We start from the raw sequence: 22,336 nt of genomic DNA, 5'->3' as shown, positions 1-22,336 counted from the left end.
GCGCCTCAGACCTCGACGACGGCACCGACCTCGGGCGCTGTCGCTTCGTATCCGTCCGCTCGGAGCTCTTCAGCAAACGCTGCACAACGGTCGCCGTGGTTGACGAAGACGGGCGTCTCTCGATACGCTGCGAGGAACGAACGGAGGCCGTGTTTGTCTGCGTGAGCGGAGAAGTCGTACATCTCGGCGCGCGCGGCGACGGGGACGACACCGCCGTTGAGTTCGCACCGGCCACGTTCGACGAGTTCCCGACCCGGCGTTCCTTCGACCTGATAGCCGGTGAGACAGATTTTGTTCGTCGGGTCCCGCCGAATCTCGGGGATGTAAGTCATCGCCGGACCGCCCGAGAGCATCCCGCTCGTCGTGACGATGACGGTGTTTTGCCGGGCGATGCGTCGCCGTTGGCCGTCACGCCCCGAGACGATTCTCGCGTTCGACTTCGCCCGCTTGAGCGCCGTCGGGTCTCGGACGTACTCGGGGTGGTTTCGGAGCATCTCGAGAACGCGTGTGCCCATGCCGTCCACGTAGCAGTCGATGTCGTGGGCGTCGAGCACCATCAGTAGCTCCTGTGTTCGGCCGATTGCGAACGCGGGGACGACGACGGTGCCACCCTGCCAGATAGTCGTCCGAACGGACTCGACGAATCGTTCTTCGACGGTCGACCGGTCCTCGTGTTCGACGTCGGAGTAGGTGGACTCACAGATGACGACGTCCGCGTTGGGCCGGCCGGTGGTCCCGCTAACTAACCGCTGGTCGTCTGTGTGGAAGTCGGCGGTGTAGAGCAGTCGCGTCTCACCGTCGTCGACGAGGACGTGGGCGCTTCCGGGGATGTGGCCGGCGTTGTAGAACGTGACCTCGTGTCCGGCGGCCTCGAACGTCTCCCCGTAGTCGTGCGGTTCGGACTGTTGGGTCATCCGCCTGATGTGGGTCTCCGTAAACGGACAGTCGTACGTCCCACCGTGGAGTTTGAGTGTGTCTCGTGCGAGCGTCAGTGCGAGTTCGTAGGTCGGCGGCGTCCAGTGGACTGCCGGCCACTCGGAACCGGAGAGGAGAGCGGGGACTGTCCCGACGTGGTCGAGGTGGCCGTGGGAGACGACGACTGCGTCGGGGTCGACGGACCCGACGGGGAACTGTGGGGGGTTCCCGGTCAGCATCCCGTAGTCGAGGAGCAGCGAGTCGTTGACGAGTATCGCGCTGCGTCCGACTTCCCCGGCCCCGCCGAGGAACTGGAGGTTCATTGCTGGTTCGTACCGACTGGAGGGGCTTTTGCCCGTCGGTCTCGGCGGCACGGCAGTTTTTCCGGCCACAGAACCATCCCGTGACCATGGCAACGTCTGACCTCCGGTCGCTCGTCGAGACTCTCTACGAACACCTCGCTGCGACGGCGACACTCCCTGTCCGAGAAGATGCCAGCAGATGGCTCGGCGAAGCGGAGGCCGTCGCTACCGACCTCGTGTCCGGCCCACTCCCTCCGGACGACGTGGTACGGACTCGCCTCGGACACGTCGAACACCTTCTCGAACACGTCGACGAGACCGAAGACGCCGACGCCGACGAACACGTCGAAGCGGCACGCGACGCCCTCGACGATGCGCTCGCGACGCTCGGCAGTCGGGAGTGAGAGAAAACAAAGAGCCCACTTCACGGCCTTCGTGAGGCGGGCAGAACAGCGACTGTCGGCAGGGTCAGGTTTCGGGGATACGACGAACCTGGAACTCGCGGTAGCTTCCGTAGGCTGCTTCGAGCGCTCCGAGCCACCAGTTCCATCGCGTTGCAGGGCCGCCCTCTGGTGCATCGCGAAGGTTTCGGATTATCTCGTCTGCTGTGAGCGCCGCACCCCGGTCTGCCTCTGCTTGCCCCGAGTCAGCGAGGTCGCGGGCCTGTCGGGCGACGACGCGGCGCTCTCCGGGAGTGCCGCCGAACTCGGCGAGTGCCTCGTAAAACACCTCCTCGTCGAACGAGAGATGGGAGTTGCCGTGCCTGTCGGTGGGAATCACACCACATGCTACGCGTCCTATCCCAAAGAATCGCTCGGCCACAGGAGAGACACCTTACGTCCACCACTCGCTTCGTCGTTCGGAGTACGTCGAGTCTCGGAAGGGTTCGGGTTTGTCGGCGTCGTCTTCTGCGCCGAGATAGTGAGCGGTCCAGTAGCCGACGTGCCAGCCAACGGCGTCGCTGTCCAAGTCGACGAGTATGACTTCGAAGTGGTCGTACGTCTCCACCGCGTCGTCGCCGTCCGGGTCGTACCCGCTGACGGCGGCACACGAAGCAGCACCTTCGCCACACGGTGACTCCTCAGTGAACGAAATCCGAATTTCCGCCGCCTCGGGGTCGTCGACGTACGTGTAGGTCAGATTGTCGGGCATCCCCGGCGCACCATCGGCGAAGTAGTCGAAGGCGTGTCGAATCTGGTCGCGTGCCGCCTCGGGGTCTTTCGCACCGGAGTCGTTCACGTAGACCGTAAAGTCGGGGTCGTCCCACGGGAACGCCTTCTCAGTGGCATTGGTTCGCGGGAGCGTGTAGAGAATCCCCGACGAGTTCATCAGGGACGCTGGTTCGTCACCGTGGGCGAGGCCGAGCGTGTGCCCCAACTCGTGTTCGGTGATTTCGACGGTCGAGTCGTCACCGAATCCGGTCCGGACGTAGACCGTGACGGGGCGGTCTATCTGCCGTCTGTCTGTGATATACGGTGCACACCCGACGGCGTCTGCCTGCCCACTACACTCTGGAATCTCGTCGGAGAACTGGACGATGATGTCGGGGTTCCGAGCGTCCGAGGTCACCGCGTATTCGATTTCGTAGCCGAGATACCGCGCGTCGTTCTGCTCCCAGAACACCGTCGCCTCACGGACGAGTGTCTCGTAGTCTCGGCCGTCGTTCGGAGCCTCCACGTCGACGATGACCGGGTCTGACCCCCACGGGCCGTACCCCGACGCAGGCGGATACGTGGTCGTCTCTCGGGTCGTCTGTTCCGGTGTCGCTGTCTCGGTCACAGCCGCTGTCTCGGTTACCGTCACTGTCTCAGTCGTAGTCGCAGTCGAGGTGGTCGTCTCAGCCGTCGTCTCAGGCGTCGTCGCAGAAGGCGCGTCGGTCGTCGTCTCGGCCCCAGTCGTGACTGTCGGAGAGTCGTCCGGCACGACTGGTGCCGTACACCCGGCGAGTGCGACGAGGAAGACGAGGAGAATCCGAAGACCACGCATACACGAGAGGGGGAGCCGAGTCGGCAAGAATGTTTGTCCACAGCACAGAATTCGCGGGGTTCGAGGGCCGACGACCGGGCAGCGCAGTCGCTCAGTCGTTCAGAATCGGCTGAGAGGAGTAAGCCCCCTTCTGTTCGTCCCAGCATTCGGCTAAGCGTCCGCGTCCTTCTCGGGGCGACCCCCGAGGGCACGCCGGGCGAACCCGACGCGCCGTCCGGACTACCTTCACGGCGCGGACTTGCACCGGTGAGGATTCACCGTTCCATCCATTCTCGACCGTCTTCCCTCTGTGGGTTATCTCCCTTCCCTTACGGGTCGGTTCGCGTACGGGCGAGTTACCTCGTTCGTACCGGCGACGACCGAAGTCGCCACACGCACATCATCGGTCAGGTCGAGGGGTGTCGTTTCTGTTCCAGAGCCAGCCGTCTCCGACTCCGGGCTTGCGCCCGGTCACCTGTCCAGACGGTGGGGGGACTTTCCTCATGCCCGATTGTGGGCACGGGAACTGGGCTCTCTCTGCCGGGTTATTCTAGTCTCGTCCCCCGGATAAGCGGTTCGATTGGGGTGGTCGGTGATGGTTGCCCGCAGTATTATGGGAGTGTTAATCTACCAAACAACTGATTAACACGCGAGGGAAGCGTTGAAGTCAGTACAGGCCGTGACTGGTAGTATGTCCGAGGCGCAGACCGTACACCTCACCTACGAGGATGGGGCGCGGGCGGTCGAACTGGCGCGGGAATCGGTCGAATCGTACGTTCTTCACGGGCAAAGAGAACAACCGGGCAGTATGCGTGACGCGTTTTACGCACGAACTGGGGCGTTCGTTCGTATCAAGTCGACGCGTGGGCGTGGACGACTCCGGGGCTGTGCAGGCGCGTATCGTGGGAAAGACCAACTTGGCCACGCGATCGTCGACGCCGCTATAAAAGCGTCGTCGGGCGACTCGTGCCAAACGGAAATCGAGGCACCGGAGCTACCGAACCTCAACATCTCGGTCTGCATCGTCAACAGTTACACATTGACTAACGACCCGGTTGCAGACCTCGAACTCGGGAAACACGGCATCGCTATCGACGCCGGTGGCACCCACGGCTGGATGTATCCGACGCTCCCCCTCGAGCTCGGGTGGTCGAAAGAAGAGTTCCTCACGAACGCCTGTCGCAAGTCGGGCCTCTCCCCACTCGCGTGGCAAGACGAAGACACGATGATAACCCTCTTCGAAGGGCAGGTCTTCCGCGAGCGCCACGACGGCGGCAGCGTCGAAGCGCTGTAAATCCAGCGAGCAGTTTTAACTCACCAAGTGAGTGGTACATCGCTTACGACACAGCGGCGCAAGTGCGCTTTTCTCGGGGTCGGTGAGGCCTACTGTCACCACCCCAATATTTTTACCAGTTGATTTTCAAGACGGAATCGTGTTCCGAGTGGTCAATCCGATGCGTGTACGACTCCACAGCGTCGGGTGGACCCGTTCACGTTTGGTGTGCTGGTAAGATAGCAGTCAGACGCTGGCCGTCGAAACCGACCGACTCGTTCTGAACCGATTGCTGACCGAACAGCGACATCGACACGATACGCCACGATGAACGGACAACACAGTCACACGACGAAGACAGCCAGCACGCATCGACCATCCACACCCACGGAGTCCGCTCGCCATGGAGAATGAGGAGTTGACAACCGACCGGTCGGACGTCGTTCACGTCCTTCGGGAACTCGATTCGCTTCCCGTACGCGACGATTCACTGCTACGCGCGTGGACCATCGAGTCAGTCTCTACTGGGTTCAACGAGGTGTATCTCGTCACCCCTCGCCACTCGAGGAGACCGAAATTTGTGGTCAAATTTGGGACGTACTCGACGCGAGCACATTTTCGCGCTGGAATCGCAGCGTATCGCCTGCTCGAAGCGTACACCGACCTTCCGGTTCCGACCCTGTACGGAGCCAAGCTGAACGACGAGACCAGACCGCCAGCGATCGTCATGGAGTTTCTGCCGGGCGAAGAACTCGCCGAAGGATTCCTCGATACAGCACGCGTCACTGACCTAGATGCGGTTCGACTGCTCGGGGAAGTCATCGGCGCATCCGCGACGATCCCCGACCACGCTGCCGAAGGATACGGATACATTCGCAGCCACGAACAGCGCCAAGGGGGACCATGTGCAGTGGGAAAGTACGACAACTGTCGGTCGTGGTTCCTCGACTACGCCTCACAACTGTACTCGGACCCACCTTCACACGAGGGGATTCAATCAGTGGTTCCAGACGTGAGGGCGTATCTTCGTGCGAACGCCGACCGCCTCCCGGCGACGCCCGCCCAGTCCGTCGTCATCACGGACTTCTCCCCACAGAATTTGTTGAGTCACGATGGCACTCCGCCCGACCACCTCGACGGGTTAACGGGCGTTATCGACCTTGAGCGGGCGAAACTGGCACCCGCAGAGTTCGCGGCAGTGAACGTAGAGTACCTCCTGACCCGGTTCACCCCCGACACGAGTGCCGTCACAGAAGCGCTCTACGACCCGCTTCCGTTCTCGGCAGAGATGCCCGGCCGCGACCTCTATCGACTGATTGCGATGGGTCGGTCTGTCGTGGGACTGCCGTTCTGGTACGAACCAGGAAGCGAAACCTATCAGGAGCGGGGAACCGCCATCGCTGCGGAGATTACAGAGATACTCGACTGAGGAACCTACTCGTCGCCAAATCCAACGCGTTCAGCGTCCTCACGCGCCCGTCTCGTCGCCGCGTCGAGGTCGAACTCGCGGACGAGTTCGCCATCACGGATGAGCGGTTCGAGCAGCGAGTCGCCGTCGGTCGGTCCAGGCGTCCCCCGCAGGCCGACGTGATGGCCGCCGTCAGCAGTGCGGTAGACTTCTTTGACGCCCGAGAGTTTTCCGCGCTTGGCCGCCGGTTCGCCGTTCACTTCGACGATGTCGAGCGCGAAGTCGACGGGGTTCGCGTTCGAGATGTAGCCACCGACGCCGAAGCCATCGACGACGTCACGGAGGTTCCGCAGTTCTGCGGGGCCGAGGCCACCGCTGACGAAGATTCCGACGTCGTCGTGGCCGCGGGCGTCGAGTTCCCAGCGAACTTCGCGGGCGATGTGCCGGAAGTTCCCCCGGCGTGACGACGTCGTGTCGAGGCGGACGCTGTCGAGGCGGTCACCGAGCGTCTCGACTGCGCGGAGGACTTCCTCGGTCTCGTCGCCGTACGTGTCACAGAGCGCGATTCGTGGGACGTCTTCCGGAACCGCCTCGTCGAAGGCGCGGAAGGCGTCGGCCTGATTCCCACGGCCGAAGGCGATGAGCAGGGCGTGTGGCATCGTCCCGACCGCTTCCTTGCCCAGAATCTCGCCCGCGGCGACGTGCGAGAAGCCATCGACGCCGGCGACGAGTGCGCTTCGTTCGACCATGGCGGCGATAGACGGGTGGACGTGCCGCGCACCGAACGAGTAAACCGGCGTCTCGGGTGCGGCGACCCGTGCTTCGAGGGCGGCCGTCGCACAGCCGGAGGCGTGCGAGAGGAACCCGAGAAGCGAGGTTTCGAGTCGTGCGAATTCGAGGTAGTCACCCTCGATGCGCATCACTGGGCCGCCGTCGAAGAGTTGGCCCTCGTGCATCGCATCGACATCGACGTCGTGACCTTCGAGGAGTGCCGCGGCGTCTTTCACACCGGCGAACACCTCGAACTCACCGTCGGGGAACTGGTCCGCGGTCACCTCGGCGACGACGCGCGGATTCTTTCCCGCGTATCGGAGGGTGTCCTCGGTCCGCTGGAAGTAGGCGTCGGTCGCGACGCCTTCGCGGATGGCCTCGGAACCGACGATGTCGAACTCAGTCATTGTCCACGATTCCGCCCGCGCGATGAAAAAGGTACATAATCGGTTCTGAGGGTCGAAGAGTGATTTTCTTCGACGACTCAGTCAGGGTGGACTTCGTCTAGCGCCTCGACAGTCGGCGCGTTCACGATAGTGACCGTGTCCCCGTCCCGTCTCACGCGATATGCGTCGGCGAACGGGCCGTCTTCGAGGACGTAGGTGTTCGGCGCGACTCGTTTCGCACCGAGGCGGAGTTGGAGTATCGTCTTCACGTACTTGGTCTCGAACACCTCGGCGTCGGCCTCGGAGTCCCAGACGGTTCGCCAGACGTAGGCGCGTTGGTTCGGATTCGCCGCGGCGTCGGCGTCAGACGCCGGGCGATACGGGACGACGAGGTCACCGCCCCACCCCTTCGAGGGACCTGCCGAGTAGTTGTACGCCGAGTAGGCGCCCGTGTTCCGGTTGAGGTCGGTTCGGTCGATAGCCCCGTGTTTCCAGAGCATCGCGAAGATAGACGCCTCTCCGACGGTGTCACCGACCGGGTCGTGGTCGTACCGGACCCACTCGGCAGACGACCGGTCTTCGATACGTACCTCGATGGGTCGTTCGTCGGGGTACGCCTCTGGGTGGATTATCTGTTCGGTGGACACCGGCGGCGTCGCGTAGGCGTCGTCGACGGCCGCCCACCCGCCGCGTTCGCGGAGGGCCGAGACGAACGTCGGCCCGTCGCTGTAGGGTGCATAGATGACCAAAAAGACCGAGTAGTCGAACGGCCCACCGACGGACCCGGTGTTCGATGGACGGGCGACACACTCCCAGTCGTCTGCACAGCGCTCCTCGTAGAGTCGGTCGACGTAGCGGGCGTCACCCTCTACGAGACCGTTTTCGGCGAGTTGTTCGTCCTGTGTCGGTGGCGACCCGTCGAGGCCGAACTGCTGGTCTTGCAACGCGTGGTGCAGTTCGTGGGCGAGCGTCCGGCGGTCGATGGCAGGGTCGCCATCGTCGCTGATGAGGACGATTCGGTCCTCCGAAGGAGAGTAGTAGCCGAGGACTGCGCCGCCGTAGAGTTCGTCGAACACGTCGTCGATGGTGCGGTCTTCGCCGACCAGTAGAATGGACTCCCACACCTGGTCGTTCCAGTCGGCGTGGAGCGCCTCCGACTCGTCGTCTTCGTCGCCGTCGAACCGAGACTGGTTGCGGTATTCGGCGCGAGAGATGACCTCGATTGGAACCGGGTCGGTGAACTCGAGTTCGCGGATGACCTCGACGCGGGCCATCGTCCGGTTGACGAACGCCGCGCGTTCGGTCGCGTTCAGGCCGTCGGACTGGTTCACGTCGATAGACTCGTTGTACCAGTAGCCGTTTTCCCACCCGAGTCGGTCCGTCGGCGGGTCGTCCGGCCACGACCAGTCGCTCTCGGAACCGGTCGTCGCATCCGGGTTCGCCACGGGTGCGGCACACCCCGAGACGACGACGAGGAACACGGAGAAAATCGCGACGAGACGAGGCCGATTCATAGACAGAGACGGAACGCGAGGAGAGAAAAGCGTCCCGGCAGTGTGGAGTTGGGTTACGACGCGAGACTCGGCCGAATCTCGTCGATGTCGGCGGGTTCTGGTCCGTTGACGACGACGACACGGTCACCGGTTCGGACGACCCGGAAGGCGTCGTTGAACTCACCCGATTCGATGACGTAGATGCCGTCTGCCTGCTGGGTCGCACCGTTCGCATCGAGGATGTTCAGATACGCGTCCTCGAACTCCTGAGCGTCACCGTCGGAGTCCCACTGCGTCACCCAGACGTAGCCATACTCCGTCTCGCTGCCCGCTTCGTTGCGGTACGGGAACAGTCGGTCGTTCCCCCAGCCATCGGAGGCCGCAGCGTCGTAGTTGTACGTGTCGTACTGCGCGTTCGTGTCGACGATAGACCGCGGGTCTACCGTCTCGGCACCGGACACGCGGGCTTGGTACCAGAACATGGCGTAGATAGACGCCTCACCGACGGTGTCAGAGCCTTCGACACCCTGTTCGGGGAACGTCGCCCACCCGTTCGTCCCTTCGTCTTCGAACGCGATGGGGACCGGTTCCTCGTCGGTGACGTGGATGGTCTGTTCGGACGACACCGGTGGGTTGCGAAGTGCGTCGTTGACCGCCTCCCAGCCACCGTCCTCGTAGAGCGCGTTCATGTAGACGGGGCCGTCGGAGTAGGGTTGGAAGATGGTGAGGAGGATACCGAGGTTCGGTCCGCCACCGTCTCCGGACGAACCGCCGCCACCGTTGGCAGCAGGTGTACTCACGCAGTCCCACGCGCCGGACGCACACTGTTCGGTGTACATGAGTTCGACGAGTTTCGCGTCGCCTTCGACGACGCCGCTGACTGCGAGCTCACCGTCCTGCGTCTGTCCGCGATAGCGCTCGTCGGTCAGGTCGAAGTTCTGGTCCTGCAGCGCGTGGACGAGTTCGTGAATCAGCGTGGCGTTGTCTATCGTCGGCGCACCAGTCGAATCGGTGACGATCTTTATCTCGTCGTCTGTCGGTGAGTAGAATCCGAGGACAGCGCTGCCTGTCGTCTCGGTGATAGCCTCTCCGCTCCCGGTCGATTCGCCGGTGATGAACAGCGCTTCCCACACCTGGTCGTTCCAGCGATTGAACTCCGAGTCGGGAGAGCCAGACCGGTCTGCGTTGCTGCTTCGGTAGTCTTCGCGAGAGATGACGTTGACGGGGACCGACTGTTGGAACTCGAGTTCCCGGATGTGTTCGACACGGGCCATCCCACGGGCGACGTAGGCTTCGAGTTCGGAGTCGTTCAGCCCGTCAGATTGGTCGACTGCAATCGGTTCGTCGTACCAGTAGCCGTCCTCCCACCCGAGCACGTCGGTGTCGGGGTCTTCGAACCCGTCTCGGTCGGGGGCTGGAGTCGCGGGGGGAGCGTTGTCGCTCCCCGCCGCACCGGGTGTCGCCGTCGGAGCGGCGCACCCAGCGAGAAGCAAGAGGAAAGCGACAAAGATGGCGCGTAAGCCAGTCGTTCGCATACCGTACTGTTAGCCTCAGGAGGGAAGTACCTTATCCGATTCAGGTACCGAAACCGACAGCGCCCGCGACGATGGCCGAGTCGTAAGCGGCGAGTCCGCACGGTGTGTACTGTTTTGGTCGTTCCAACGAAACAGTCGGCTATGAGACTCGACCCGACACGAACGGCCGTCGTCGTCGTCGACATGCAGAACGGCTTTTGCCACCCGGACGGGAGCCTGTTCGCGCCGGCGAGCGAGACGGCTATCGACACCGTGACCGACCTCGTCTCGATGGCCCGCGAGGCCGGCGCTCGCGTCGTCTACACGCAAGACGTACATCCACCGGAGCAGTTCGACGACGCCCACTACTACGACGAGTTCGAGCGGTGGGGTGAACACGTCGTCGAAGGGACGTGGGACGCCGAGTTACACGACGACCTCGACGTGCACGACGACGACCTCGTCCTGGAGAAACACACCTACGACGCGTTCTACCAGACGCAGTTAGACGGCTGGCTCGACGCGCACGGTGTCGACGACCTGCTCATCTGTGGGACGCTCGCGAACGTCTGCGTCCTCCACACTGCGGGCAGTGCCGGTCTCAGAGACTATCGGCCTGTCCTCGTCACGGACGCCCTCGGGTACATCGAACCAGCGCACAAAACGTACGCCGTCGACCACGCAGACTGGTTGTTCGGTGAGACGACGACGCTCGACGAAATCGAGTTCGAGTGAGCGGCCAACCCTGCGAGCGGAGTCGCGTTATTCTCTGAACAGTCGGTACGCGCCTTGTCCGGTGGCGACGGCGTCGTCCCACTCTGTCGAAGGCGACTGCCGTCTCGCGATGTCGGCGTCTTCTTTCGGGTCGGTGCTGACGACGGTGATAGTGCTGACGCCGACGCTGCCACCTGCACGGATGACTTCGGCAACGGCCGTCAAGTCGCCAGACGCGCGACGGAGGTAGTTCACGTTGAGGTTGATGGTGGCGACGCCGCCAGTGAGTGGGTCGTCGAGCATCGTTCGGAGGGCGATACCGCCTGCCGTGTCGATAAGCGTCGCGGCGATGCCGCCGTGAATCGTGGGCGGTGAAACCGTGTTCGTGAGTTTCTCGTCGTACGGAATCGTCATCACGAGTCGGCCGCGTTCGATGGCGTCGACGCGGGTGTTGAGCCACGAGAGGTAGCCGTGTTCCTCCTCGATATGCCGTTGGACGATGGCCGCCGCCTCGGCAGGGAACTCGTCGGTCATATCTCGAACCAGTAGACCGGACTGCATGTAACCGACGGTCCGCATCTCGTCGCGAGGCGACGTGCCGTGAGAGTGGGCGTGAGATATATACCACACCCGAATTTCGTAGAAGTATGAACGAATCCCGCGTCATCCTCGTCGGTGAAGATGTCGCGTTCCTCGCCGCCGCTCTCGAGCGACGCGGGTTCGACGTCGAAATCACCGCTAGCAAACCGGTGGTCTTCGAGACGCTCGACGATGCAGTTGGAGGCATCGTCGTAGACGACGTCCCCGAGGAGAACTCGAACACGGAGTTTGCGGCAAGCCTCCGCGACCACGTCGGGTCGATTCCAGTGTACGTCCTCGTCGACGACCCGGACGACGCGACTCCAGCGCACCTCGGAGGCGGTGTATTCGGAATCGAGCGGGCGAGCGTAGTCGAAGACGCAGAGTCGTTCGCCTGTCGGGTCGAGTCGACTATCACGTTCTCCGAGCAGGTGATTTCGACCCGAGAAGGGGAGTCACTGTACCGTACCATCGTCGAGCAGAGCCACGACGCCATCTTCGTCGCACAGGACGGCGAGTTTCAGTTCTGGAATCGCCGACTCACCGACCTGACCGGCCGCACCGACGAGGAACTCGACGGGACGACGGTGTTGGACGTCATTCACCCCGACGACCGAGAGGAGGTCAGCGATATCTCCGAGCGTCGGCGACGTGGCGACGACGCCCCGGAAAGTTACGACGTTCGAATCGTCGATACAGACGGTCAGGTTCACCAGTGTTCGGCTAACGTCCAAGATATCGACTATCGCGGCGGATACGGCGTCCTCGTCGCGATTCGTGACCTGACCGACCAGCGACGGACCGAGGCCCAGTTCCGGAGCCTCGTCGAACTCGCGCGAGACGTCGTGACGCTCGTCGGTGCCGACGGGCGAATCAAATACCAGAGTCCGTCTATCGAAGACGTCCTCGGATTCGACCAAGACGAGTTGGTCGGTACGCACATCAAAGACCTCGTCCACCCAGACGACAGGGAGATGGTCATGTCGGCGTTCGAAGACGCGGTAGAACGCGAAGACGGTGCCAACGAACCGCTCCGATATCGTCACCGAGACGCAGACGGGTCGTGGCGATGGTTAGAGTCGGTGGGTGCCAGTCACACTGGGATGTCGGCCGGTGGATTCGTCGTCACCTCTCGGGACGTCACCGAACGGCGGACCTACGAAGAGCGACTCCAGCACTACGAGACGATAGTCGAGTCCATCCAGCAGGGTGCCTACGTCGGCGACGAGAACGGCGTCATCCAGTACATCAACGAAGCGGCGTCGGAGCGAATCGAACTCTCTCGCGACGCACTCGTGGGCAAACACGTCTCTGTCGCACGTGAATATGGGCTCCTCGACGACGACCAGTACACACGACTCATCGACGTACTCGAAGAGATTTTCGCGGGAGAGAGCGATGGCGAACGACTCGAGTTGACTCTCTCTCTCACCACCGGAGAGTTCGTCATCGAGTTCGCCATCACACCGATCCTCGACAACACGGGAGCGGTCGCCGGTGTAGTCGGCCTCTCGTCGGACATCACGGAACGAAAGCGATACGAAGAACGACTCAACGCCCTCCACGCCTCGACCCGGCGGTTGAGCGCCGCGACGAGCAAAGAAGAAGTGGCCGAGGTCGTCTGTGAGGCGGGCGTCGACGTCCTCGAGTACGACCTCTGTGGGGTGCTCCTCTACGACGAGTCCCGCGATGCGCTCGTTCCGACGAAGTTCACCGAACAGGCCGAAGACGTGTTTGGTGAGATACCGACGTTACCGCGGGGGACAGGCCTCTCGTGGGAGGTGTTCGAGTCCGGGAACGTTCGGTTCTACGGTGAGGTCGACTCGGACCCACGCCGGTACAACCCGAGTGAGGACGTGGTAGAAGAGTTCATCGTCCCCATCCCCGACTATGGTGTCTTCTTCGTCGGGGCGCGAACCGAAGGGACGCTGGCAGACCAGCGAGTGGCGCTCGCCAAAGTGTTGTCGTCGAACGCTCGTGCGGCACTCGACCGAGTCGAACGCGAACAACTGCTCCGAAGACGCGAGCGCGAACTCGCCCGACAGAACGAACAGCTCGAATCGTTCGCGTCGGCCGTCTCCCACGACTTACAGAACCCGCTCAACGTCGCGACGGGCTATCTCGAACTCGCCCGCGAAGAACACGACAGCGACGCACTCCAGCGGGTCGCTCGCGCCCACGACCGGATGGGCGCAATCATCCAAGACGTGCTGGCGTTGGCTCAAAATGGCCAGACTGTGGAGGAAGTCGAGCGATTATCACTCGAAACAGTCGCGAGAGACGCGTGGGAGACTGCCGCAGCAGACGCCCCGAAGGCGACGCTCGAAATCGAACGAGACGTACCGATAGACGCCCACGAGGGACGCCTACAACAACTGCTCGAAAATCTCGTGTCCAACGCGGTTCGACACGGTGGCGACGACGTGAGAGTTCGAATCGGCCCACTCGACGACCGAATCGGGTTCTACGTCGAAGACGACGGGCCCGGAATCTCGCCCGACGACCGGCGCCGAATCTTCGAAGCGGGGTACACGACGAGCGACGACGGAACTGGATTCGGCCTCAACGTGGTCCAGAGCGTCGTCAATGCCCACGGGTGGGGCGTCTGGTTTTCCGACAGTGACGACGGCGGTGCACGGTTCGAAATCACGACGCAACCGAAGTCGTAACCGGTGCGAACCTCGCCAGCAGAGTAAAAACCTAATTCGGGCCATTGCCAACTCCGGGGTATGGACCGACCAGACGAAACGACGACACGAGCGGTCGAATCCTGTCGTGACGCGCTCCCGCCGTCGGTCGACGGCGGACGCGTCGTGTTCGGTTTCGACGGATACATCGACCGAGTTCGCGAGGTCGTCTCCGAGCGACAGTCTGCAGACGAGTTCGACCGAGTCCCGACGTTGGCAGCGTTCGCCGACCGAGTCAACGCGTCGGTAGAAGCCGAGAGTTCGCTCTCGTTCGAGTGGATTCAGGAGGGCGTCCGTACCGGCGGACACGTGAGTCACCTCGCTCGGGCCTTCGGAGAGATGGGGTTCGACCCAGCAATCGTCGGGTGTCTCGGTGACCCACCAGAAGAACCGTTCGTCGACGAGTTCGGAGCGTTCCCGCTGGAGACGCTCGGGTCGCCGGGATACACCGATGCCGTCGAGTTCAGTGACGGGAAACTGATGCTCACCGAGATTGGCGTGCAGATTCGACTCGACTGGGCACAGCTCGAATCGCAGGTCGGAGTCGACCGACTGTCCGAACTCGTCGATGGGACAGAACTGTTCGGGATGGGGTACTGGTCAGAGATGCCCGAACTCCCCGACGTCGCACGTGGAATCCGCGAAGAGCTCTGGCCGACGCTCTCGAATCCACCGGAGACGCTTCTCTTGGACCCCGGTGACCTCCGGAAGCGCGAACCCGACGTCGTCTCCGAAGGCGTCGCCCAGGTGTCTGCACTCGACGACGTGGTGGACGTCGTCGTCTCTGCGAACCGGTACGAGACGCGCTATCTCGCGCAACTTGCGGGCACAGAAGAAGAGACGTTCGAACGAGAATCACGCGCCGCGTTCGACCACCTCGGAGTTACCCGGTTCGTCGGTCACGGTATCGACGGGGCGTACCTCGTCGACGACGAGGGTGTCGAACGTGTGGGCGTCCCTCGCACCGACGACCCTGTGTTGACCACGAGTTCTGGTGACCACTTCAACGCTGGCCTCGCACTCGGGCACGTTCTCGGCCTCGGGCGAGCAGAATCGCTCGTCGTTGGAAACGCCGTCGCAGGCTACTTCGTCCGCAACGGAACGCCACCGACGTACGAGGACGTCCGAACGTTCGTCGAGCAGTATCTCGACTACTTCGACGACGCGTAATCCCGACCGAGACGTCGTCGACTGGTTCGGTACCGACGTAGCGTCTCCCCCCGCTCACCATCGGTTGGTTAAATAACCCTTGCTCTGACAAGAGACATCTATATTCCAAGTATGTGAGATGTTCTACACGTCAGAGGCACCAAAATAGACGCGATGCCGACCGAAGACGGCTTACGAACCGTCTTCTGTGGTATTCGTCTTACTGACACGCCCTGTGATTCGTTGCGTCCCAAACATCACAGCGTCTCACTCTTTCGTGGACTCGTATTCGCCGCCGTCGATAGCCGACTCGACCAGATGGTTGAGGGCGCGGCGGAGTCGTTGTGACAACGCCTGTTCGGAGATGTCGATCTCCGCTGCGATGTTGGTGAGCGAACTCTCTTTGGGCGTCTCGAAGTAGCCTCGAACGAACGCGAGTTCGAGCGCAGTCAGTTGCTTTTCCGAGAGTCCGTAGTTGGGAAGTTGTCGCCTGTCGAGACGCGACCGTTCGACGCGACGGATGTCGATGGCTATCTGCTGTTCGAGACACGCGTCGTGGAACTGCGCGGCGTGTTCGTTCGTCGGGAAGAAGACCGACAGAACCCACCCATCGCTCGACCCTTCCATCTGTCTGACGATTCCGTCGTGCGTCCGAATCGTCGAGATGATACCGTCTTCTTCTATCACCCACCGACATCGATACAGTCGTTCTTCTCGTCCATCGGCGACGAGTTCGTACTCCTCGACACCAGCGTGTGACTCGAGTAGGTCGTCGACGACGTCGACGTCTGGCCCCTGAGCGGTGAAGTAGGGAACTGGCGTCTCCGAGGTTTGAACGCCCGGAACGAACACGATCTCGAGGTCCGAGTCCTCCAACGCAGCACCGAGATACGAACCGTCGAGTGGACACCCGAGTTCGACTTCGTAGCCAGTGACGGGAGGGGCGTCACCCATCGTCCCAACTGTAAGGGGCATTGTTCGTTTCCCACATTTCTCTTTGGGGAGCCTTACTGTATCTCACGACCGCAGGTGCGTAAGGGAAATTGCAACATATTGGTTCCGGAGGCGATGTCTTTCATTATCAAGGTGCTTAAGTTCAGGTTCGACAGTGAATTCGTCTCAGTTGAATACCAACTCGGGGTTCGGGCACACGCAGTCGACACGAGAGACCGACTCCCGAACAGGTCCGACACCGAGAGGTTAGCCGAGTCGAACCGGGTCGTCACTCGGTCGAATCGAGACCGAAACGTCGTCACCGAGGGTGAAATCGTGACCGGGATAGACGACTTTCGTTCCGAACGTCCCGCGTGACGCAAAAAGCGACAGCCCAGTTGCTCGGTCGCCGTTCGCCAGTACGTCGAACTCACCCCATGGAACGTCGCGCCCCCTCGCCCGGCCGACGGTGGCACCGAGCAACGAGAGCGACTGGTCGGCGGTGACGGGTGAGAGTGTCCCGCCGTGTGCGTAGTGAGCGAGACCACCGTCCAGAACGACGCCTTCGTCGCTTCCGAGACCGACGAACGTCTCTGTGTCGGCGTCGCCCTCGCGCCTCGGTCGGTCGAGGACGACGTACGTCTCACCGACTTCGACGACGGTTCCACGGCCGTCCCAGTCGAGTGGCGAGACGGCCACGTCCACCGAGAGCGGGAGCGACCCACGAGCGCGGTGGTGGTTCGCCGTCGTCGGGCGAAACCCGAGGTGGACGTGGTTCGTGACCCACGGCGCGAAGAACCCCGACCGAACGAGTCGGCCAAGTGGGTCGCCCACCTCGACGGTGTCGCCTGCCGAAACACTCGGTTCGACGTGGAGCATCCGGGCGACGAGGTCCTCGCGTGGGTCGCTGTCGGCAGGGCCGGTCCACTGCAGTCCGGTCGCCTCAGCGTCGACGTCGACGAGGACGAGATACTCGTCGTCGTGCGCGTACGGTTTGTCGGGTGCGCGCACGGTTCGCGTCTCGCGGACGACACCCGCGACGGGGGACCGAGCAACCGAGTCGTCGGCGTCGACGTAGAGGTCGATGGCGCACCCGCTGTCGTGGGCAGGGTACGGCGAGTTGTAGAGCGAAAACCGCTCGAAAGGGGCGATAACCGACCGTGGGAGACCCAGCATGGTCGTCGGGACGGGACGGATGTTCTTAGGTACGTCGGGGTGTTTCTGCCACGTATGCGCGTCATCCGCGGCCGGGCAGGAGACAGTGTGACCGACCGAGCGGTCACGGCGACGATGCTCCGAGAGACAGGCGAGACGGGTGAACCCGCCTTCCGTGCGTGGACGCCACACCGACAGATTGCGTTCGGTCGGCGCGACACCCGTGCACCCCGCTACGACGAGGCAGTCGCCGCCGCCGAATCACGAGGATTCCCGGCGCTCGAACGCTCCGTCGGCGGACGCGCCGTCGCCTACACTGGAACCACCGTCGCGTTCGCCCACGCGGTCCCCATCGACGACACCCGTGTCGGCCTCGACGAGCGATACGAGGCGGCCACGACGGCAGTCGTCCGTGCGCTTCGAACCCTCGGCGTCCCTGCGCGACGCGGTGAGCCACCTCACTCGTTTTGTCCCGGTGACCACTCGGTCCAAGCCGGCGGGAAACTCTGCGGCATCGCTCAGCGCGTCAGAAAGTCGTCCGCGTTGGTCTCCGGTGTCGTCGTCGTCACCGACCGCGACGAAATCGCAGACGTTCTCGTTCCAATCTACGAGGGAATCGACATGCCGTTCGACCCCGACTCGGTCGGGAGCGTCGACACCGCTGGTGGGCCAGGGGATTCAGACGCGGTCTGCGAGGCGCTCGAATCAGTCTTCGTCGGCGACGCAGAGACCCGAATCGAAGACGCGAGCGATATCCAGCCATGAGCGTTCGGGTGTATCTCCCGAACCGCCGCACTTACGAGTCGGCGCGTGGCACCCCAACCTATGCGAATTGCGAACGCGACGCTGGCCGACGGACGCGTGGTGGACGTCCGCGTCGAAGACGGACGCATCGACGCAGTCGGTGACCTCGACTCGGTCGCCGACGAAGACACCATCGACGCCGACGAAAAGCTCCTTCTGCCGGGTGCAATCGACGTCCACGTCCACTTCCGAGAACCGGGATTCGAACAGAAAGAGACGTGGGAAACCGGGTCGCAGAGCGCCGCAGCAGGCGGCGTGACGACGGTTGCAGACCAACCGAACACCGACCCGACGACGACGACCGGTGCAGGGTTCGACGCGAAGGCCGACAGGGCCGTGAACTCGTGTATCGACTACGGCATCAACGGTGGCGTCACGCCGGACTGGGACCCCGAGAGTCTGTTCGACCGGCCACTGTTCGCCCTCGGTGAGGTGTTCCTCGCCGACTCGACGGGAGACATGGGCATCGACGCCGACCTGTTCGCGACCGCTGCCGAACGTGCGGGGAAAGCGGGCGTCCCCGTGACCGTCCACGCCGAAGACGCCGACTTGTTCGACGAATCGGCTATCGAGGGTGACCTCGGTGGAATCGGCCGCGACGCCGACGCCGACGCGTGGAGCGCCTACCGCCGTGCCGAGGCCGAAGCGGCGGCAGTCGAACGTGCAGTCCGTGTCGGTGGCGAGACGGGCGCACAGATTCACATCGCCCACACGAGCACGCCCGAGGGCGTCGACGCCGCCCGCGACGGCGGTGCAACCTGTGAGGTGACGCCGCACCACCTGTTCCTCTCGCGTGACGACCTCTCGGACCTCGGAACCTACGGCCGGATGAACCCGCCACTCCGCTCCGAAGAACGCCGCGAAGCCATGTTCGAGCGCCTCACAGACGGCCGTATCGACGTGGTTGCGACCGACCACGCACCGCACACGGTCGACGAGAAAGACCAGTCACTCCTCGACGCACCGAGTGGCGTCCCCGGCGTCGAGACGATGGTTCCGCTCCTCCTCGGTGCGGCCGTCGAAGGCGACCTGTCGCTCGAGACCGTCCGCGACGTGGTCGCGACGAATCCGGCGGATATCTTCGACCTGTCGCAGAAGGGTCGCATCGAGGAGGGCGCAGACGCCGATTTCGCCCTCTACGACCTCGACGCCGCCCGCGACATCCGCGGCGAGGACCTCCACTCGAAGTGCGGGTGGACGCCGTTCGAAGGGTTCACCGGCGTCTTCCCCGAGTGGACGATGCTCCGCGGCGAGCTGGTCTGGGACGGCGACTCGTTCGGCGACGTCACCGGCGAGAACGTTCGGGCGTAGGGGTACTGACCCGCGGTCCGGGTTCGGTATCGCACAGAGAGACAAACGAATCCTTTTCCCGTCGGACACACCGAGAGAACGACACACATGACCGACGAGCAGACGCCGCCACGGAGTCGTGGTCCGAACGCGGGCGAACCGCACGCACTCGAAGGCGTACTCGAGTTCTGGGAGACAGTCGTCGACGACGCCGAATCGACGGCCGAGGAGTACGAGTCTGAAGGGTGGGAGACGCTCGTCCTCCACCCCGGTGACGTGACGGTGTTGCCGCCGGCGAACCTTCCGGACGCGACCGACCGCGTCGGGTTCGACGTACTCGTCCCAGGGCGGGAGTTCGAGACGCTCTCCGAGTGGGCCGAGAGCGCCGCGTTCGACAGGTACGACGTCTATCGCGCCCGTGAGGGTGGGACGGTGTTCGCCGTCTCGGTCGTCCAGGCCGCCGACGAAGGAAAAGCCGTGGTCGTTCCGCTCTACTACGCGCTCGACTCGGTGGACGTGATGGCGCAGAAAGCCCGCGAACAGAGCGAGTTACGGTTGTACGTCCGACCCGTCGAGGCCGACCAGCGCGTCGAACTCGTGCAGTCCGACCCCGACCCGTTGTTCCCTTAATCGTCGTTCGAGAGTTCTTCGTTCCGCAGTTCCGTACTCGCTTCGCGAACTTCGCGCATGACACTGGAGATGCGCTCTTCGGCTTCCAGTTCTTCTTCGACCGAGAGGTCGACGCCCTCGACTTCGAGGAGGAACTTCGCGATTTCGGTGACCTCGTACATCATCTCGTCGAGTTCCTCGGCCGTGAAAAAGCCGGACATCGCGCCGTAGAGGAACGTCGCACCCGACTTGCGAACCTTGTCGCGGAACGCAGACCGTGCCTGGTTGACCGCCTGCGGGGTGTAGGTGTCGGTCATGAACGGGACGAGTTCGGGGAGGTTCTCACCGATTTTGGTCATCTCGACGCCCGTCTCCGTGCGGAAGTCGGCACACAACCGTGCGATAGCCCACTCGCGCGCAGTCACGTAGGTCCGGTCGCGGAGGAAGTCGTTGACGCGGTCGTACTGCGCGCCATCGACCTTCTTGAATCGGGCGTACTTCTGGACGTCTTTGGGGACGTGAGGTTGTGCTTCAGTGTCCGATTCTGCTTCTGTTTCCGCTTCGGTGTCTGACTCTGTTTCCGCTTCGGTGTCTGACTCTGCTCCCGCTTCGGTGTCTGACTCTGCTCCCGCTTCGGTGTCTGACTCTGCTCCCGCTTCGGTGTCTGACTCTGTTTCTGCTTCCGCTTCGAAATCGGATTCCACGGCGTCTTCGGCGTCTTCGGCGTCTTCGGCGTCTCCGACTGATTCGACCGAGTCTTCCACCGTGTCGGTGCCGACCGTATCGTCGTCGGGTTCGCCCGCGTCACCCACTCCCTCGACGTCTTCCCGCTCGCGTTCGCCTGCGGGAATCCCGTCGGATTCGCCGTGCTCGTCTGTCATACCGCGGGGTACCGTGGCCGGGCCGAAAAGCGTTCCGCGACGACGAGGACACCACCGCCTCAGGGTGAGGCGTGGAAAATTCGGGCAAGCGTTTTCTATCGCCCGTGCGACAGTGGGAATCATGAAGGTACTGCTCGGAATCGGCGGCAGCGACGATTCCATCCGAGCGCTCGAAAAGACGGTCGAACGAACAGCGGACGCAGACGACGACCTCACCATCGCTATCGTCGAGAACCCGTCTGTCGAACGCTCGCGAGACGACATCGAATCGAAAGTGACCGACGTCCTCGACGACCTCGGAATCGAGGCGGACGTCCTTCACCTCGAAGGCGACGCCGGAAGCGAACTCGTCGACTTCGCAGAGAACGAAGGCTTCGACCAAATCGTGCTGGGCGGCGGTGAGACGAGTCCGATGGGGAAGATTCAGATCGGGAGTATCGCGGAGTTCGTCCTCCTCAACTCCCACGTGACCGTAACTCTAGTACGATGAGTACCCGAAGTTACTCAGACGCCGTCGCGGACCCCTACGAAGCACCACCGCTCTCGTTTACCGACAAAGAAGAGCGGACCATAGCGGTGCGAGCTTACGATGGGTCGGACGAAGAGATGGAAGCACTCGTCGAGATGTACGATTCGTTCGACCCCGCAGACCGGGCACAGGGTATCCCACCGGGGCGAGAAGACCGCATCCGCGACTGGTTAGACAACATCCTCGGCGACGACTGTCTGAACGTCGTCGCGTGGGATGGCGACGAAGTGGCCGGTCATGCGACACTCGTCCCCGACGGTGATGCGTACGAACTCGCCATCTTCGTTCACCAGTCCTACCAGCGCTCGGGTATCGGGACGCGACTCATCAAGGCGCTGCTCGGTCACGGGCGCGTCTCGGGCGTCGAAAAGGTGTGGTTGACGGTCGAACGGTGGAACCGCGCGGCGGTAAACCTCTATCAGAACGTTGGCTTCGAGACGAGTGACGCCGAGAGCTTCGAGTTAGAGATGACCATTCGCCTCGCCGAACCGGACGAGTAGGAATCGTCGTCAGGCCGACAGTACGGGTTGGCTTGCGTACAACAGGACGTACTCGGCCGCCTTCGCGAGCACTTCGCCGGGGTCGCCCGAGACGGGTTCGCGCGGGACGACCACGAAGTCGGCGTCGATTTCTTCTGCGGTGTCGAGGACGACACTTCCAGGGTGGCGAAGTTTGCTCGTCGGCGAGAATCCGTAGGCGACAGACGTCGTGATAGGGACGCCCGTCTCGTGGGCGAGGTCGGTGACCGTATCGGTCACGACTTTGCTGTCTTCGGCGACGGCGTCCTGGTCGACGACGCCCTGCTCTATGGCACGGACGACGTCCTCTCCGAGAACGTGCACAGCGTGGACTGCGGCGTCGTATTTGGCCGCGATTGCGACGGCGTATCTGACTGCACGCGTCGCTTCCTCGCTTTGGTCGACCGGCACGAGGACGAGGTCGATAGAGAGCGGGCGCGATGGCATGTCCCCACCTCCGT

General features: G+C 63.0%; 22 protein-coding genes and 1 other RNA gene. 11 read left to right on the top strand and 12 right to left on the bottom strand.

Annotated features, from left to right (window positions below; genetic code table 11):
• Window positions 1-5: 5 nt before the first annotated feature.
• A complete protein-coding gene (locus GJR99_RS10475) occupies window positions 6-1,238 on the bottom strand; it encodes an MBL fold metallo-hydrolase (RefSeq protein WP_151111900.1) in 1,233 nt (410 codons plus the stop codon).
• 86 nt (window positions 1,239-1,324) lie between these two features.
• Here GJR99_RS10475 and GJR99_RS10470 point away from each other — a divergent pair, with 86 nt between their 5' ends.
• On the top strand, window positions 1,325-1,621 hold the full coding sequence (locus GJR99_RS10470) for a hypothetical protein (protein WP_151111898.1): 297 nt from the start codon (window positions 1,325-1,327) through the stop codon (window positions 1,619-1,621).
• Between the two features lie 64 nt (window positions 1,622-1,685).
• On the opposite strand, the gene GJR99_RS10465 is transcribed toward GJR99_RS10470, so the two are convergent.
• From GJR99_RS10465 to rnpB, 3 genes are all read right to left on the bottom strand, one after another.
• Window positions 1,686-1,997 carry a hypothetical protein gene (locus GJR99_RS10465; protein ID WP_151111896.1) on the bottom strand — a complete coding sequence of 104 codons (312 nt, stop codon included), beginning with the start codon at window positions 1,995-1,997 and terminating at the stop codon, window positions 1,686-1,688.
• Between the two features lie 54 nt (window positions 1,998-2,051).
• Entirely contained in the window at window positions 2,052-3,203 is a 1,152-nt protein-coding gene (locus tag GJR99_RS10460) for a zinc metalloprotease (protein ID WP_151111893.1), read from the bottom strand.
• A 107-nt stretch (window positions 3,204-3,310) separates the two neighbouring features.
• An RNA gene (gene rnpB, locus GJR99_RS10455) (RNase P RNA component) lies at window positions 3,311-3,724 on the bottom strand.
• Window positions 3,725-3,873: 149 nt separating this feature from the next.
• Here rnpB and GJR99_RS10450 point away from each other — a divergent pair.
• Both GJR99_RS10450 and GJR99_RS10445 read left to right on the top strand, forming a co-directional pair.
• Window positions 3,874-4,476 carry a TIGR00296 family protein gene (locus GJR99_RS10450; RefSeq protein WP_151111891.1) on the top strand — a complete coding sequence of 201 codons (603 nt, stop codon included), beginning with the start codon at window positions 3,874-3,876 and terminating at the stop codon, window positions 4,474-4,476.
• A gap of 382 nt (window positions 4,477-4,858) precedes the next feature.
• Window positions 4,859-5,884: a phosphotransferase family protein gene (locus GJR99_RS10445; RefSeq protein ID WP_151111889.1), complete on the top strand. Its 1,026-nt coding sequence runs from the start codon at window positions 4,859-4,861 to the stop codon at window positions 5,882-5,884.
• A 5-nt stretch (window positions 5,885-5,889) separates the two neighbouring features.
• Here GJR99_RS10445 and GJR99_RS10440 read toward each other — a convergent pair whose 3' ends face one another.
• The 3 genes from GJR99_RS10440 to GJR99_RS10430 form a co-directional block, all read right to left on the bottom strand.
• The gene (locus GJR99_RS10440) at window positions 5,890-7,041 is read right to left on the bottom strand and encodes a nicotinate phosphoribosyltransferase (protein ID WP_151111887.1); all 1,152 of its coding nucleotides are present in this window, start codon (window positions 7,039-7,041) and stop codon (window positions 5,890-5,892) included.
• 77 nt (window positions 7,042-7,118) lie between these two features.
• A complete protein-coding gene (locus GJR99_RS10435) occupies window positions 7,119-8,534 on the bottom strand; it encodes an Hvo_1808 family surface protein (protein WP_151111885.1) in 1,416 nt (471 codons plus the stop codon).
• A 53-nt stretch (window positions 8,535-8,587) separates the two neighbouring features.
• Complete coding sequence (locus GJR99_RS10430; RefSeq protein ID WP_151111883.1) at window positions 8,588-10,048, bottom strand: Hvo_1808 family surface protein; 1,461 nt, start codon at window positions 10,046-10,048, stop codon at window positions 8,588-8,590.
• 141 nt (window positions 10,049-10,189) lie between these two features.
• Here GJR99_RS10430 and GJR99_RS10425 point away from each other — a divergent pair, with 141 nt between their 5' ends.
• The gene (locus tag GJR99_RS10425; protein ID WP_151111881.1) at window positions 10,190-10,762 is read left to right on the top strand and encodes a cysteine hydrolase family protein; all 573 of its coding nucleotides are present in this window, start codon (window positions 10,190-10,192) and stop codon (window positions 10,760-10,762) included.
• Window positions 10,763-10,789: 27 nt separating this feature from the next.
• Here the strand turns inward: GJR99_RS10425 and GJR99_RS10420 are convergent, their stop codons facing one another.
• The gene (locus tag GJR99_RS10420) at window positions 10,790-11,275 is read right to left on the bottom strand and encodes a PaaI family thioesterase (RefSeq protein ID WP_191967105.1); all 486 of its coding nucleotides are present in this window, start codon (window positions 11,273-11,275) and stop codon (window positions 10,790-10,792) included.
• A 113-nt stretch (window positions 11,276-11,388) separates the two neighbouring features.
• Here GJR99_RS10420 and GJR99_RS10415 point away from each other — a divergent pair, with 113 nt between their 5' ends.
• Window positions 11,389-13,989: a PAS domain S-box protein gene (locus tag GJR99_RS10415; RefSeq protein ID WP_151111879.1), complete on the top strand. Its 2,601-nt coding sequence runs from the start codon at window positions 11,389-11,391 to the stop codon at window positions 13,987-13,989.
• 60 nt (window positions 13,990-14,049) lie between these two features.
• Window positions 14,050-15,177, top strand: coding sequence for a PfkB family carbohydrate kinase (locus tag GJR99_RS10410; protein ID WP_151111877.1), 1,128 nt, complete (start codon window positions 14,050-14,052; stop codon window positions 15,175-15,177).
• Window positions 15,178-15,423: 246 nt separating this feature from the next.
• Here GJR99_RS10410 and GJR99_RS10405 read toward each other — a convergent pair whose 3' ends face one another.
• A complete protein-coding gene (locus GJR99_RS10405; protein WP_225317614.1) occupies window positions 15,424-16,131 on the bottom strand; it encodes a helix-turn-helix domain-containing protein in 708 nt (235 codons plus the stop codon).
• Window positions 16,132-16,356: 225 nt separating this feature from the next.
• Window positions 16,357-17,265, bottom strand: a complete 909-nt coding sequence (locus tag GJR99_RS10400; RefSeq protein ID WP_151111875.1) for a hypothetical protein — start codon at window positions 17,263-17,265, stop codon at window positions 16,357-16,359.
• 54 nt (window positions 17,266-17,319) lie between these two features.
• Here GJR99_RS10400 and GJR99_RS10395 point away from each other — a divergent pair, with 54 nt between their 5' ends.
• The 3 genes from GJR99_RS10395 to GJR99_RS10385 all read left to right on the top strand — a co-directional run bounded on the left by GJR99_RS10395 (window position 17,320) and on the right by GJR99_RS10385 (window position 19,968).
• On the top strand, window positions 17,320-18,009 hold the full coding sequence (locus GJR99_RS10395; protein WP_151111873.1) for a lipoate--protein ligase family protein: 690 nt from the start codon (window positions 17,320-17,322) through the stop codon (window positions 18,007-18,009).
• Window positions 18,010-18,069: 60 nt separating this feature from the next.
• Window positions 18,070-19,359, top strand: a complete 1,290-nt coding sequence (locus GJR99_RS10390) for a dihydroorotase (RefSeq protein ID WP_151111871.1) — start codon at window positions 18,070-18,072, stop codon at window positions 19,357-19,359.
• A gap of 87 nt (window positions 19,360-19,446) precedes the next feature.
• Window positions 19,447-19,968 (top strand): DUF7529 family protein, encoded by a 522-nt coding sequence (locus GJR99_RS10385; protein ID WP_151111869.1) that lies wholly within the window; start codon window positions 19,447-19,449, stop codon window positions 19,966-19,968.
• Here the strand turns inward: GJR99_RS10385 and GJR99_RS10380 are convergent.
• Window positions 19,965-20,828 (bottom strand): DUF5806 family protein, encoded by an 864-nt coding sequence (locus tag GJR99_RS10380; RefSeq protein ID WP_151111867.1) that lies wholly within the window; start codon window positions 20,826-20,828, stop codon window positions 19,965-19,967. The two genes, GJR99_RS10385 and GJR99_RS10380, sit on opposite strands and share 4 nt — an antisense overlap.
• Window positions 20,829-20,949: 121 nt before the next feature.
• Between GJR99_RS10380 and GJR99_RS10375 the strand changes: the two genes are divergently transcribed.
• Both GJR99_RS10375 and GJR99_RS10370 read left to right on the top strand, forming a co-directional pair.
• Window positions 20,950-21,318 (top strand): universal stress protein, encoded by a 369-nt coding sequence (locus GJR99_RS10375; RefSeq protein ID WP_151111865.1) that lies wholly within the window; start codon window positions 20,950-20,952, stop codon window positions 21,316-21,318.
• Complete coding sequence (locus GJR99_RS10370; RefSeq protein WP_151111863.1) at window positions 21,315-21,857, top strand: GNAT family N-acetyltransferase; 543 nt, start codon at window positions 21,315-21,317, stop codon at window positions 21,855-21,857. Before GJR99_RS10375 ends, GJR99_RS10370 begins: the two co-directional genes overlap by 4 nt.
• Window positions 21,858-21,866: 9 nt before the next feature.
• Here the strand turns inward: GJR99_RS10370 and GJR99_RS10365 are convergent, their stop codons facing one another.
• Window positions 21,867-22,322, bottom strand: a complete 456-nt coding sequence (locus tag GJR99_RS10365) for a universal stress protein (RefSeq protein WP_151111861.1) — start codon at window positions 22,320-22,322, stop codon at window positions 21,867-21,869.
• Window positions 22,323-22,336 lie beyond the last annotated feature (14 nt).

It is taken from the genome of Haloferax marinum, from assembly GCF_009674625.1.
Classification (GTDB): Archaea; Halobacteriota; Halobacteria; order Halobacteriales; family Haloferacaceae; genus Haloferax; species Haloferax marinum.
The sequence above is the reverse complement of the archived record's forward strand: the minus strand, read 5'-3'. Positions and strand labels throughout refer to the sequence as shown.

Coding starts and splice junctions, on each gene's coding strand:
- GJR99_RS10380 (WP_151111867.1), bottom strand. CDS start 20,828: ATGACAGACGAGCACGGCGAATCCGACGGGATTCCCGCAGGCGAACGC.
- GJR99_RS10450 (WP_151111891.1), top strand. CDS start 3,874: ATGTCCGAGGCGCAGACCGTACACCTCACCTACGAGGATGGGGCGCGG.
- GJR99_RS10385 (WP_151111869.1), top strand. CDS start 19,447: ATGACCGACGAGCAGACGCCGCCACGGAGTCGTGGTCCGAACGCGGGC.
- GJR99_RS10435 (WP_151111885.1), bottom strand. CDS start 8,534: ATGAATCGGCCTCGTCTCGTCGCGATTTTCTCCGTGTTCCTCGTCGTC.
- GJR99_RS10430 (WP_151111883.1), bottom strand. CDS start 10,048: ATGCGAACGACTGGCTTACGCGCCATCTTTGTCGCTTTCCTCTTGCTT.
- GJR99_RS10420 (WP_191967105.1), bottom strand. CDS start 11,275: ATGACCGACGAGTTCCCTGCCGAGGCGGCGGCCATCGTCCAACGGCAT.
- GJR99_RS10410 (WP_151111877.1), top strand. CDS start 14,050: ATGGACCGACCAGACGAAACGACGACACGAGCGGTCGAATCCTGTCGT.
- GJR99_RS10375 (WP_151111865.1), top strand. CDS start 20,950: ATGAAGGTACTGCTCGGAATCGGCGGCAGCGACGATTCCATCCGAGCG.
- GJR99_RS10460 (WP_151111893.1), bottom strand. CDS start 3,203: ATGCGTGGTCTTCGGATTCTCCTCGTCTTCCTCGTCGCACTCGCCGGG.
- GJR99_RS10365 (WP_151111861.1), bottom strand. CDS start 22,322: ATGCCATCGCGCCCGCTCTCTATCGACCTCGTCCTCGTGCCGGTCGAC.
- GJR99_RS10475 (WP_151111900.1), bottom strand. CDS start 1,238: ATGAACCTCCAGTTCCTCGGCGGGGCCGGGGAAGTCGGACGCAGCGCG.
- GJR99_RS10445 (WP_151111889.1), top strand. CDS start 4,859: ATGGAGAATGAGGAGTTGACAACCGACCGGTCGGACGTCGTTCACGTC.
- GJR99_RS10415 (WP_151111879.1), top strand. CDS start 11,389: ATGAACGAATCCCGCGTCATCCTCGTCGGTGAAGATGTCGCGTTCCTC.
- GJR99_RS10370 (WP_151111863.1), top strand. CDS start 21,315: ATGAGTACCCGAAGTTACTCAGACGCCGTCGCGGACCCCTACGAAGCA.
- GJR99_RS10395 (WP_151111873.1), top strand. CDS start 17,320: ATGCGCGTCATCCGCGGCCGGGCAGGAGACAGTGTGACCGACCGAGCG.
- GJR99_RS10400 (WP_151111875.1), bottom strand. CDS start 17,265: ATGCTGGGTCTCCCACGGTCGGTTATCGCCCCTTTCGAGCGGTTTTCG.
- GJR99_RS10440 (WP_151111887.1), bottom strand. CDS start 7,041: ATGACTGAGTTCGACATCGTCGGTTCCGAGGCCATCCGCGAAGGCGTC.
- GJR99_RS10425 (WP_151111881.1), top strand. CDS start 10,190: ATGAGACTCGACCCGACACGAACGGCCGTCGTCGTCGTCGACATGCAG.
- GJR99_RS10470 (WP_151111898.1), top strand. CDS start 1,325: ATGGCAACGTCTGACCTCCGGTCGCTCGTCGAGACTCTCTACGAACAC.
- GJR99_RS10390 (WP_151111871.1), top strand. CDS start 18,070: ATGCGAATTGCGAACGCGACGCTGGCCGACGGACGCGTGGTGGACGTC.
- GJR99_RS10405 (WP_225317614.1), bottom strand. CDS start 16,131: ATGCCCCTTACAGTTGGGACGATGGGTGACGCCCCTCCCGTCACTGGC.